Genomic DNA, 12,501 nt, shown 5'->3' on the forward strand with positions numbered 1-12,501 from the left:
GTTGAGAAAAGATTTCCTATGAGCAGCAGTGTCGTTGTCGTCGGTTCCTTCAATGTCGATCACGTGTGGCGGTGCGAGTCGCTGCCGGCACCGGGCGCGACCATTGCCGGCCGCTACAGCACCGGCCCCGGTGGCAAGGGCTTCAACCAGGCTGTGGCGGCCTGCCGCGCCGGTGCCGAGACGCACTTCGTGTGCGCGCTGGGCGACGACGCCGGTGGCGCCACCGCGCGCGAACTGGCGGCGCAGGATGGTTTCGGCCTCATCGCCGAAGCCAGCAGCGAACCGACCGGCACCGCCGGCATCTACGTCGATGCCCGTGGCCGCAACACCATCGTGATCGGCCCGGGTGCCAACGCTGCGCTGAGCACCGACTTCCTGCAACAGCAGCAGGCCCTGCTGACCGGCGCCAGGGTGGTTCTGGTGCAGCTGGAATCGCCGGTGCAGACCATCGAAGCGGCACTGGCCACGGCCCGCGAGGCCGGCGTCACCACCGTGCTCAACACCGCACCGGCCGATGCCCCCTCCACCATCGGCCTGCTCAAGCTGGCCGACGTGATCACCCCGAACGAGACCGAGTTCGCCGCCCTGCTCGGCCGTCATGTCGGTGAGCGCGTGGATGCCAACGACGTCGCCGCGCTGGATGGCGCCAGCTTGCACGCGCTGTGCCGCAAGCTGGTCGGCAACGGCACGGTGGTGGTGACCCTGGGTTCGGTGGGCGTGTTCGTGTCGCATGCCGACGAGAACCTGCGCGGCGATACCCAGCCGTACTACCGCGTGGGTGCCGAACAGGTGCAGGCCATCGACACCACCGGTGCCGGTGATGCCTTCAACGGTGCGCTGGCTGCGTCGCTGGCACAGGTGGCCGATGCACCGTTCGCCCGCCACGTGCGCTTTGCCAACCAGTTCGCCGGTCGCTCGACCGAGAAGGAAGGCGCTGCAGCGGCGATGCCGCGCTTCACCCCGGCCGACGCCGAAGCCAAGTAATTCCACGCCACGCGTGGATGACAAGGCCCGGGTGCACAGGCACCTGGGCCTTTATTTCGCCCATTGCCCAGCCCCTGCGACCGCCTGTCGCATTGCCCACATCCTGCCCCTCGCTCACGATCCGCGCAGCTTCCTTGCACGGGCAGGACATGGACGGATTCCCCTGGTTGCTGGTCGCGGCCGCAGGCAGTGCCGCTGCGGCGCTGCTGCATATCGGCTGCATTGCCTTCGGCGCCGCGTGGTACAGGTACTTCGGTGCTGGCCAGCGCATGGTCCGGCTGGCACAGGCCGGGCATTGGTGGCCGCCGCTGATGACCGCCGGCATCACTGCCGTGCTGGTGGCCTGGACGCTGTACGCACTGGCAGCCGCGGGCTGGCATTCGCCGCTGCCGGCCAGCCGTCTGGTCCTGTCGGGCATCGCCCTGCTGTTGCTGCTGCGCGCGGCGATGGGCTTCGGGCTGGCCCTGCTCCGGCCCGGCTACAACGGCCGGCGCTTCTGGGTGGTCAGTTCAGTGGTCTGCCTCAGCCTGGGGCTGGCCTTCGCGCTGGGTACCGGCCAGGCCTGGCAGAGCCTGGGGTAGCCGCCCACCATCGCCCGCCCGTGGGGGCGGCGGAAGCAACCGTCAAGCATCTGCTGATGCCGGTACGGCATGAGGTCGGTGCCGATCGGCCTGAACCGGACCGCGCCCGACGCGGCCGTACCGCCGCGCGCGCCCTACAATGAGCGCATGCAGATCGGCCCGTACACCATTGCCCCCAACGTCGTGCTGGCGCCCATGGCCGGCGTCACCGACAAGCCCTTCCGCCTGCTGTGCAAACGGCTGGGCGCGGGTCTGGCCGCCTCGGAAATGACCATCAGTGATCCGCGCTTCTGGAACACGCGCAAGTCGATCCACCGCATGGACCATGACGGCGAACCGGCCCCGATCAGCGTGCAGATCGCCGGCACCGAGCCGCAGCAGCTGGCCGAGGCCGCGCGCTACAACGTCGACCACGGCGCGCAGATCATCGACATCAACATGGGCTGCCCGGCCAAGAAGGTGTGCAACGCCTGGGCCGGTTCGGCACTGATGCGCGACGAGCAACTGGTGGCGCGCATCCTCGAGGCCGTGGTCAACGCGGTGGACGTGCCAGTCACGCTGAAGATCCGCACCGGTTGGGACTGCGACCATCGCAATGGCCCGCTGATCGCACGCATCGCCGAGGACAGCGGTATCGCGGCACTGGCGGTGCACGGCCGTACCCGCGACCAGCACTACACCGGCCAGGCGGAGTACGCCACGATCGGCGAGATCAAGGCCGCGCTGCGCATTCCGGTGATCGCCAACGGCGATATCGATTCGCCGCAGAAGGCCGCCTACGTCCTGAAGGAAACCGGCGTGGATGCGGTGATGATCGGTCGCTCGGCGCAGGGCCGGCCGTGGATCTTCCGCGAAGTGGCGCACTACCTGGCCACCGGCGAGGAACTGCCACCGCCATCACTGGCGGAAGTGCGCGACATCCTGCTTGGCCACCTGCACGCGCTGCATGCGTTCTATGGCGAGCCGCAGGGCGTGCGCATCGCGCGCAAGCACCTGGGCTGGTATGCCAAGGACCGGCCGGAGAATGCCGCTTTCCGCGCGGTGGTCAACCGTGCCGAGGATCCGGCCAGCCAGATCGCATTGACCACCGAATACTTCGACCGCCTGATCGCCGGGGAACCGGCGCTGCCTTCGGCGGCCTGAGCCACCAGCCCCGCGTCTGCGAACAGTCGAGCCAGCTCGACGCTACAAGAGCCCACCATGACCCCGCCGATTTCCTCCCCGACCTATCTGCACGGGTTTTCCGGCACCGAGCAGCAGCGCCTGATGACCCAGGCCCGGCTGCTGGAGTCAAGCATCTTCGGCCAGATCGACTACAGCGGCGCACGTCGCCTGCTGGAAGTCGGCAGCGGCGTGGGCGCACAGACCGAGATCCTGCTGCGCCGCTTCCCCGAGCTGCACGTGACCGGCGTGGACCTGAGCGAAACGCAGCTGGCCACCGCGCGCGAGAACCTGGCGCGCACGCCGTGGTGCAGCGACCGCTACACCCTGCAGCAGGCCGATGCCGGTGAGCTGCCGTTCGAGGCACGCAGCTTCGACGCGGCGTTCCTGTGCTGGGTGCTGGAGCACGTGCCGTCACCCGCACGTGTGCTGAGCGAAGTGCGCCGGGTGCTGGCACCGGGTTCGCCGGTGTACATCACCGAAGTGATGAATGCCTCGTTCCTGCTCGATCCGTATTCGCCGCACATCTGGCGCTACTGGATGGCCTTCAACGATTTCCAGTACGACCACGGGGGCGACCCGTTCGTCGGCGCCAAGCTGGGCAACCTGCTGCTGGCCGGCGGCTTCCGCGACGTGCACACCGAGATCAAGACCATCCACCTGGACAACCGCGAGCCGGCGCGTCGCAAGACGATGATCGCGTTCTGGGAACAGCTGCTGCTGTCGGCCGCCGACCAGCTGCTGCAGGCCGGCTCGGTGGACGAGGAAACCGTGGAAGGCATGCGCCGCGAGTTCCGCCTGGTGCAGAACGACCCGAACGCGGTGTTCTTCTACTCGTTCGTGCAGGGCCGCGCGACGGTGTATTGAGCCAACGCAGCACTGCCGATGGTCCCGCCATCCACGCATGGCGTGGATCTACGGGTGTGCCGCACCAGTCCCGGAGGCTGCAGGCTCGTGCCAGATCCGCTGCCATATCGCCGCCAGCCGGCGCCCGGCATCCGCGCGCGCGGCCGGGCTGCTGTAATCCGTCCGCACCTGCTCGGGTGTGATCGGTCGCCACTGCCCGTCGACCTGCTCGGCCACGGCGAAGTTGAAGGTGTAGTCAGGCTCCAGCCCCATGCGCAGGTCACTCAGGACCAGCCGCCCATCCACCACCTGTGCACGCATGAAGCCACGGTTGAACCACGTCAGCTGCTGCACTGCCGGGATGCTCCCTGCTTCGCGCAACGCCTGCACCTTGGACGCATGGCCTTCGAACTGCATCGGTCCATGGTCGGCCACCAGCGAGCGGTCGCCCACCACGTAGCCGTTCGGCGTCATCGCCACCACGCGCCACAGCAGGGTGTTGAACGGCATCGGCACCGAGAAGCGCGGTGCATCGCCCAGACCCATCGCCGCCAGGCTCTGCTGGGCAGCACGGTCGACCTGGGCCTTTGCGATCAGGCCCCAGCCCAGGTAGGCGCTGCTGACCAGCAACGCCACGCCCAGCACCTTGCCAGCCCAGGGGCGGGCGCGGCCAAACCAGGCCAGCACGCAACCCAGCAGCAGCCACACCGTGTAGCCAAGATCGATGATGAAGACACTGGAACCCATGGTCGGGTGTGGGCGCAGCGGCCACCACAACTGGGTGCCGTAGACGGTGAACGCATCCAGCACGGGATGGGTGACCAGCGCCAGCTGGATCGCCCAGAACCAGCGCACCGGTGACTGCGCGACGCGGCCGTTGCCGAAGCGCCTGAACAACCACCAGATCAGTGCCGCCACCCAGGGCAGCACCAGCAGCGAATGGCTGAAGCTGCGGTGCTCGATCATGTTCGCCACCGGGTCGGCGGCGGTGAAGCCCAACCACAGGGCATCGAGGTCCGGCAGGGTGCCGAGCGCGGCACCGGCCAGCAGGGCCGCGCGGCGATGGCCGGGCGGAGCGATGGCAGCAGCGACGGCGCCGCCGAGCACGATCTGGGTCAGGGAATCCATGGGCCGATGCTAGCGGCTTGCGGGCGCGCCGTCTCACTCCCGGACACCGCGTCTGTAGAGTCGACTGCTGGTCGACTGCTCTCCCATCAGGCTGCGGAAACCACGCGCTACACGCGACAGTCGACTCTACGGAACGGGTTACGCCGCCTGCGACAACCGCGCGCCCGGCAGTTTCACCAGGGTCTGGCCGTTGTGATCGAGCAGGCGCAGCGCGCCATCGTGGTCTTCGGCCAGCGCGGTCAGGCTCTCCACCCAGTCGCCGTCGTTGGCGTAGACCAGGCCATCGCGTTCGATCAACGCAGCGCGATGGATGTGACCACAGACGATGCCATCCAGTCCGCGCCGGCGCACGTCATCCAGCCCGGCCTGCACAAAACGCTCGATGTAGCGTTCGGCGGCACCACTGCGCTTCTTCAGGAATTCCGACAGCGACCAGTAGCGCATGCCCAGCCGGCGCCGCACTGCATTCAAGGCCTGGTTGCCGGTCAGGATGCGGTAGTACAGCCAGTCGCCGAACCTCTCCTGCAGGCCACCGAAGTGGGTCACGCCGTCGTACTCGTCGCCGTGCGCGACCAGCAGGCGACGGCCATCGGCGGTCACGTGGATGGCGCGGCGGCGCACCTGCATCGCTGGCAGCATCAGCCCGCACACCTGGCGCAGCGAGGCATCGTGGTTGCCGGGAATGTAGATGATCTCGGTGCCGGCACGGCGCAGCGCGTGCAGGGCCTGGATGACCTCGCTGTGCGACTGCCGCCAGTTGGCACGGCGATGGGCCATCCACCACAGGTCGATGATGTCGCCGACCAGGTACAGACGCTCACAGCGCAGCTGCGAGAGAAAACGTGCCAGTTCGGTGGCATGGCAATGACGTGAACCCAGGTGCACGTCGGAGACGAACACTGCGCGCCGGTGCGGCGACAGGTTCGCCAGCACGCTCATGCCGGCGTCCCCGCATCGCGCAGGTAGCGTTTGCGCTTGTTCGGCCGGATCGCGCACAGGTCCACTTCGATCAGGCCGTCGATCGAATCGCTGAAGTCCGGGTCCACACCGAAGGCGAGGAAGCGCGCGCCACCGGGTTCGCACAGATCGGTGTACTGGCGATACAGCGTCGGCACGCCGGTGCCGAGTGCGGCCAGGTTGGCCTTGAGCACGTCGAACGCGGCGCCTGCATCCAGCTCACCGAAACTCGGCGGTGCGGCGAAGTACTGGAACGGCCGGTTCGATTCGGCCAGGCCAGCGGTACCGCTGTAATAGCGCTGGTAGTACGCCACCAGCTGCTCGCGCGCATCGCGTGGCAGCGCCGCGCTGATCGACACGGCGCCGAACAGGTAGCGGATGCCCGGCCTGCATTGCAGGTAGGCACCGATGCCCTGCCACAGGTAGTCCAGGCTGCGGCTGCCCCAGTAGTCGGGCACCACGAAGCTGCGGCCCAGTTCCAGGCCTTCGGCGATGTGGGTGATGGCATCGTCGGAATAGCGGAACAGCGACGCGCTGTAGAGCCCGGACAGTCCGTGCCGGGCCAGCGCATGGGCGCCGCGCATGATCCGGTACGCGCCGGCGATGCGCTGCGCGGCCGCGTCCCAGATCACGATGTGCTCGTACTGCGGGTCGTAATCGTCCAGGTCGCGGCTGCGCCCAGTGCCCTCGCCCACCTGGCGGAAGGTCAGTTCGCGCAGGCGGCCCAGCTCCAGTAGTAGCGGCGAATCGGCAGTACAAGTGGCCAGCAGAATCTGCTTGCCGTCGGCGGTCTGGCCCAGCTGGGTGGCTGCGGCAATCCCAGCGGCGACCTGCGAGGGTGGCACCGGGGCCGCCAGCGGCTCGGGGCCTGCGAAGGCAGCGGCATTGCCGGCCGCGCCATTGCGGCCCAGCGCATACAGCGCGCGGCGTACCGACAGCAGCTGCGCGCCCGGGTCACCGCCCTTGCCCAGCTGCATCGGCTCACCGATGCTCAGGCGCAGCGGGCGGCCGCGGCGGGTGAACATCTCGCGCGCCAGCAGCGCGGTGCCGGCCGGCTTGAACAGGGTCGAGGCGCCGTAGAACAGCGCCGAATTGCGCGCTTCCACCCGTACCGGCAGCACCGGCGCCCCGGCGGCACGGGCAAAGCGGACGAACCCGCGCTGCCAGCGACCATCGCGGATGCCTCGCAGCGAGAGGCGCGAGACCTCGCCGGCCGGGAACACGATCACGCACTGCTCGGCGGCCAGCGCCTCCTCCACAGCGTGCAGGCTGCCACGCTGGGCCTTGCCACCGAGGATGCGCACCGGCAACAGCAGGTCCTGCAGTGGCGCGATCGCCCCCAGCAGGTCGTTGGCCACGATCCGCACATCGCGGCGGATGCGGCCGACCGCGTCCAGCAGGGCCAGCGCGTCCAGTGCGCCGGACGGGTGGTTGGCGACGATCAGCAAGCGACCGGTGGCCGGGATCTTCGCCAACGCGGCCGGATCCACCTGGTACTGGCCATCGATGAACTCCAGCCCGGCGGCGACGAAGCCGAATCCGCGCAATCCTGCACTGCGCTGCAGGAACGCTTCGATCTGGTCCAACCGCGACCAGCGCCCGACGCTGCGAAGCAATGGCCGCGCCAGTTGGCCACGGCGGCCATGGAACCAATCGGGAAAGCGTTGCTGGAGACGCTGTTCAAGTTCCTGCATGGCGGATCCACTCATGCCCGGCGGCCGGATTGGCCGACAGCCTGCGCCCGGCAGGCGGCAGCCAGATGGCGGTTTCGGGGCAGAACGATGACGGTCGCCCCCGGCCGGAGGGGCCGCAACCGCCCCACCTCGCCACCCGGCCCGCTGTCACGCTGGTGGAACACTGGGCCTCGAGGCCGGGGCCCAATCCCGTCAGGACGGCCCTTGCCGGGCCTACGCGGGCTTAACCACCGGCAACCGGTACAGGTTCACAATGCACAGGCGGCGCACCCCGTGTATCATGCGCGCCCATCTTTCCATCCGAATCAAGGGATATTACGCCTGATGTCCAGCTATCTCTTCACCTCCGAGTCGGTCTCCGAAGGCCATCCGGACAAGGTTGCCGACCAGATCTCCGATGCGGTGCTGGACGCGATCCTGACCCAGGACCAGCGCGCCCGCGTGGCCTGCGAGACCATGGTCAAGACCGGCGTTGCCATCGTGGCCGGTGAAATCACCACCAGCGCCTGGATCGACCTGGAAGCCCTGACCCGCAAGGTCATCACGGACATCGGCTATGACAGCTCCGACGTCGGCTTCGACGGCGCCACCTGCGGCGTGCTGAACCTGATCGGCAAGCAGTCGCCGCACATTGCCCAGGGCGTGGACCGCAAGAAGCCGGAAGAAATGGGCGCGGGCGACCAGGGCCTGATGTTCGGCTATGCCACCAACGAGACCGACAGCTACATGCCGGCCGCGATCCACCTGTCGCACCGCCTGGTCGAGCAGCAGGCCAAGATCCGCAAGAAGAAGAACTCGCCGCTGTCGTGGCTGCGCCCGGACGCCAAGAGCCAGGTCACCCTGCGCTATGAAAACGGCGTGGTCTCGGCCATCGACGCCGTGGTCCTGTCGACCCAGCACGCCCCGGGCATCAAGCAGAAGGACCTCATCGAGGCCGTCCGCGAAGAAATCATCAAGCCGGTGCTGCCGGCCAAGTGGCTGCACAAGGGCACCAAGTTCCACATCAACCCGACCGGCAAGTTCGAGATCGGCGGCCCGGTGGGCGACTGTGGCCTGACCGGCCGCAAGATCATCGTCGACACCTACGGCGGCTGGGCCCGTCACGGTGGTGGCGCGTTCTCCGGCAAGGACCCGTCCAAGGTCGACCGTTCGGCTGCCTACGCGGCCCGCTACGTCGCCAAGAACGTGGTTGCTGCCGGCCTGGCCGACCGCTGCGAAGTGCAGGTCTCCTACGCCATCGGCGTGGCCGAGCCGACCTCGATCTCGGTCACCACCTTCGGCACCGGCAAGATCAGCGATGACAAGATCGAGAAGCTGATCCGCAAGCACTTCGACCTGCGCCCGTACGGCATCATCAAGATGCTGGACCTGATCCACCCGATGTACCAGCAGACTGCGGCCTACGGCCACTTCGGCCGCAAGCCGAAGGAGTTCAGCTACCTCAACGGCGAAGGCGAGACCGTCAACGCCACGGCCTTCTCCTGGGAGAAGACCGACCGCGCCGCCGCCCTGCGCGCCGATGCAAAGCTGAAGTAAGAAACACGAAGGGCCGCTCACGCGGCCCTTCTGCTTTCTGTAGAGCCGAGCCCATGCTCGGCTTTCTTTTTCTTGCGACAAGAGCAGCCGAGCATGGGCTCGGCTCTACAAGAGCTACGCCACGCCGATACAATCCGCCGCATGTCGACCGAACTGAAAACCCACCAGCTGTCCATGACCGTGCTGATGTCGCCGGAAATGGCCAATTTCTCCGGCAAGGTCCACGGTGGTGCGATCCTGCGCCTGCTCGACCAGGTCGCCTACGCCTGCGCCAGCCGTTACGCCGGCAGCTACGTAGTCACCCTGTCGGTGGACCAGGTGATGTTCCGCCAGCCCATCGCGGTGGGCGAGCTGGTCACCTTCCTGGCATCGGTGAACTACACGGGCACCTCGTCGATGGAGATCGGCATCAAGGTGGTGGCCGAGGACATCCTCAAGCGTAGCGTGCGCCACGCCAACAGCTGCTTCTTCACCATGGTGGCGGTGGATGAGGAAGGCCGGCCGACGCCGGTGCCACCCTTGCAGCCGGTCACCTCGGACGAAAAGCGCCGCCAGGCGGCCGCGCTGATCCGCCGCCAGCTGCGCCAGGAAATGGAACAGCGCCATCTGGAACTGCTGGCGTCGAACCCGCCGTCGCCGGAGGAATGAGGTAGTGCCGGCCGCTGGCCGGCAACCTCGTGCGTGCCGCCAGACATCATGAGGTTGCCGGCCAGCGGCCGGCACTACCGCGACACCTCACCCGGTGTTCTGCACGCCCTGCGAAACACCGTTCACGCAGGCCACCAGCGCGCGCAGCAGATCGTCATCCTCGCGTCCGCTGGCCCGCCAGCGCTGCAGCAGGTCCACCTGCAGCACGCTGATCGGATCGACATAGGGATTGCGCAGGCGGATCGACAGCGCCAGTCGCGCATCGTGGTCCAGCAGCGTCTGCTGGTCCATCAATGCCAGCAGCCAGTGCCGGGTGAGTTCCAGTTCGCGCTGCACCTGCGGGAAGAAGCGGTCGTGCAGGCCGCCCGACAACAGCGAGAACTGCTCGGCGATGGTGATATCGCCCTTGGACAGCACCATCGCGATGTCATCCAGGAAGGTGCGGAAGAACGGCCAGTCACGCGCCATTTCGCGCAGGGTCTTTTCGTGGCCGGCATCCACCGCCGCCTGCAGGCCGCTGCCTACGCCGTACCAGCCGGGAATGACGGCACGCGCCTGGCTCCAGGCGAACACCCAGGGAATCGCACGCAGGTTGCCCAGTGCTGCGTCCTGGCCGAGCCGGCGCGACGGACGCGAGCCCAGGGTCATCCGTTCGATCACATCGATCGGCGTGGCGGTACGGAAGTAATCCATGAAGCCGGCCTGGCCAACGAACCCGCGATACACCTCGCTGCTGGCCGCAGCCACCGCATCCATCACCGGTCGCCACTCATCCTCGCGCGGCTCGGCGGCACGCGGGCGCAGGCTGGCGCGCAGCACCGCACCGGTGGCCTGTTCCAGCGAACGCAGGGCCAGCGCGCGGATGCCGTACTTGCGATGGATCACCTCGCCCTGCTCGGTCACTCGCAGGCGGCCATCGATGCTGCCGCGTGGTGAAGCATCCACCGCGTGCGTGGTCTTGCCACCGCCACGGCTGATCGAGCCGCCACGGCCATGGAAGAAGGTCAGCCGGATGCCCGCCTCGGCCGCCACCTCCAGCAGTTCCACCTGCGCGCGCTGCAGGCCCCAGCGCGAGGCGGCGATGCCACCGTCCTTGCTGCTGTCCGAGTAGCCCAGCATCACCATCTGAACATCATCGCGTGCACGCAGGTGCGCGCGGTACACCGGATCCTCCAGCAGGTCGCGCAGCGTGGCGGTGCCGCGCTTGAGATCGTCCACGGTTTCAAACAGCGGCGCGATGTCCAGCGGCACGCCGCCATCGGCATCGACCAGGCCACCACGCCGCGCCAGCGCCAGCACGGCCAGCACGTCGCTGCGGTCGTGCGCCATCGAGATGATGTAGCTGCCCAGCGCATCGCTGCCATGCCGCGCACGCGCATCGGCCAGCGCGGCGAACACCGCATCCAGCCGCTGGTTGCTCTCGTCGTCGCCTTTCGGCAACGGCACCTCGCCACTGGCATGCGGTGCCAGCAGGCGCGCGCGGCCCAAGGCATCCAGGCCCTCCCACGCCGGGTCGCCGCCCAGCACCGCCGCCAGCGCGCGCGCATGCACGCTCGATTCCTGACGCACGTCCAACCGCGCCAGATGGAAGCCGAACGTCTTCACCCGCCACAACAGCCGCTGCACGGCGAAGCCGCCAGCGTGTTCGCCGCGATTGGCGCGCAAACTGTCGAGGATCAGCTGCAGGTCGTCGATCAGTTCATCCGGGCCGGCGTAAGCGCCCTCGCCGTCTTCCAGCGTGGCCTGCAGGCGCGCGCGCATGCGGTCGTTGAGCAGGCGGTACGGCATATCGGCGTGGCGCGGGCGCGACTGCACCTGCGGCAGCAGCTGCTGGTACTGCGCCACGCGCGCCTGCAGCGCATCGCTCACCCCTACCCGCTCGGTGGACTGGCTGAGCAGGCTGGCCAGCTGCAGCAGTTCCTTCTGGTAGCGCCCGAGCACCGCCTGCCGCTGCGCATCCAGCGTATTGCGGATGGTGTGGGCATCCACGTTCGGGTTGCCGTCCATGTCGCCGCCCACCCACGTACCAAAGCGCAGCAGGCGCGGCAGCGGCAGTTCTTCGCCGTAGGTATCGCGCAGCGCCTGCTGCAGCGATTCGTACAGCACCGGGATCACCCGGTACAGCACCTGCACCAGGTAGAAGCCGACGTGCTCGCGCTCGTCATCCACGGTCGGCCGCACCGGTGAGGAATCGGTGGTCTGCCACGACGCGGTGAGCGCCATGCGGAAGCGCGCGGCATCGGCGGCGGCCTCACCCGGGGTGCGCTGGCCGTCGAGGTTGTCGACCAGGCTGGCCACCATCAGCTGCTCTTTTTCCAACAACGCGCGGCGCACGGCTTCGGTCGGATGCGCGGTGAACACCGGCTCGATGTCGATGCGCGGGAGCCACTGCGCCAGTTCGTCCAGGCCCACGCCCTGCACCTTCAGGTGCTGCAGCGCGTCCTGCAGGCCATCGGGCTGCGCACCTGCGGTACCGGCGCGCTGGTAGTCACGGCGACGGCGGATGCGATGCACGCGCTCGGCGATGTTGACCACCTGGAAGTAGGTGCTGAACGCCCGCACCATGGTCTCGGCCTGCTGCGGCGTGCGCCCGGCCAGGCCTTCGGCCAGCTCGGACAGGGGCGCCTGATTCTCGCGGCGGGCGATGGCGCGGGTGCGCACGTCTTCGACATCGTCGAGAAACGCTGCCGACACCTGTTCAACCAGCAGGTCACCGACCAGCGCGCCAAGTCGGCGCACATCATCGCGAAGCGGAAGATCGGGAGAAGCAAATTCGATGCTGCTGCGGTACTCGTTCATCGGCGACGCACAGGCCTCGGTCAACGGATCCAGGCCCCAAGCCTATCCCATATCGGGCGTCGTGCTGCGATGCAAAATTGGTTTCATCTGGTAGTGCCGGCCGCTGGCCGGCAACCTCAGGTTGCATGTCTCCATGAGGTTGCCGGCCAGCGGCCGGCACTACCAGG

General features: G+C 68.0%; 10 protein-coding genes. 6 read left to right on the forward strand and 4 right to left on the reverse strand.

Features of this window, described 5'->3' with window-relative positions:
- Positions 1 to 18: 18 nt before the first annotated feature.
- The 4 genes from AC5P68_RS02940 to AC5P68_RS02955 all read left to right on the forward strand — a co-directional run bounded on the left by AC5P68_RS02940 (position 19) and on the right by AC5P68_RS02955 (position 3,593).
- The gene (locus AC5P68_RS02940; protein ID WP_005408114.1) at positions 19 to 984 is read left to right on the forward strand and encodes a ribokinase; all 966 of its coding nucleotides are present in this window, start codon (positions 19 to 21) and stop codon (positions 982 to 984) included.
- A gap of 149 nt (positions 985 to 1,133) precedes the next feature.
- Positions 1,134 to 1,565 carry a hypothetical protein gene (locus AC5P68_RS02945; protein ID WP_049402351.1) on the forward strand — a complete coding sequence of 144 codons (432 nt, stop codon included), beginning with the start codon at positions 1,134 to 1,136 and terminating at the stop codon, positions 1,563 to 1,565.
- A gap of 147 nt (positions 1,566 to 1,712) precedes the next feature.
- Positions 1,713 to 2,708: a tRNA dihydrouridine synthase DusB gene (gene dusB, locus AC5P68_RS02950; protein WP_012479176.1), complete on the forward strand. Its 996-nt coding sequence runs from the start codon at positions 1,713 to 1,715 to the stop codon at positions 2,706 to 2,708.
- A 57-nt stretch (positions 2,709 to 2,765) separates the two neighbouring features.
- Positions 2,766 to 3,593 (forward strand): class I SAM-dependent methyltransferase, encoded by an 828-nt coding sequence (locus AC5P68_RS02955; protein ID WP_005408109.1) that lies wholly within the window; start codon positions 2,766 to 2,768, stop codon positions 3,591 to 3,593.
- Positions 3,594 to 3,641: 48 nt separating this feature from the next.
- On the opposite strand, the gene AC5P68_RS02960 is transcribed toward AC5P68_RS02955, so the two are convergent.
- The 3 genes from AC5P68_RS02960 to olsF form a co-directional block, all read right to left on the reverse strand.
- Entirely contained in the window at positions 3,642 to 4,700 is a 1,059-nt protein-coding gene (locus AC5P68_RS02960) for a metal-dependent hydrolase (RefSeq protein WP_049402352.1), read from the reverse strand.
- A 138-nt stretch (positions 4,701 to 4,838) separates the two neighbouring features.
- Positions 4,839 to 5,639, reverse strand: coding sequence for a UDP-2,3-diacylglucosamine diphosphatase (locus tag AC5P68_RS02965; RefSeq protein ID WP_033834453.1), 801 nt, complete (start codon positions 5,637 to 5,639; stop codon positions 4,839 to 4,841).
- Positions 5,636 to 7,351 carry a bifunctional ornithine lipid synthase OlsF gene (gene olsF, locus AC5P68_RS02970; protein ID WP_033834452.1) on the reverse strand — a complete coding sequence of 572 codons (1,716 nt, stop codon included), beginning with the start codon at positions 7,349 to 7,351 and terminating at the stop codon, positions 5,636 to 5,638. The genes AC5P68_RS02965 and olsF overlap by 4 nt, the downstream gene beginning before the upstream one ends.
- A 324-nt stretch (positions 7,352 to 7,675) precedes the next feature.
- On the opposite strand from olsF, the gene metK reads away from it, so the two are divergent.
- On the forward strand, positions 7,676 to 8,887 hold the full coding sequence (metK, locus tag AC5P68_RS02975; protein ID WP_005408103.1) for a methionine adenosyltransferase: 1,212 nt from the start codon (positions 7,676 to 7,678) through the stop codon (positions 8,885 to 8,887).
- Between the two features lie 141 nt (positions 8,888 to 9,028).
- Positions 9,029 to 9,535 carry an acyl-CoA thioesterase gene (locus AC5P68_RS02980; RefSeq protein WP_005412266.1) on the forward strand — a complete coding sequence of 169 codons (507 nt, stop codon included), beginning with the start codon at positions 9,029 to 9,031 and terminating at the stop codon, positions 9,533 to 9,535.
- A gap of 87 nt (positions 9,536 to 9,622) precedes the next feature.
- Here AC5P68_RS02980 and ppc read toward each other — a convergent pair whose 3' ends face one another.
- On the reverse strand, positions 9,623 to 12,334 hold the full coding sequence (gene ppc, locus AC5P68_RS02985; protein WP_231522708.1) for a phosphoenolpyruvate carboxylase: 2,712 nt from the start codon (positions 12,332 to 12,334) through the stop codon (positions 9,623 to 9,625).
- Positions 12,335 to 12,501 lie beyond the last annotated feature (167 nt).

The organism is Stenotrophomonas sp. YJH_SMC_58 (assembly GCF_059369635.1).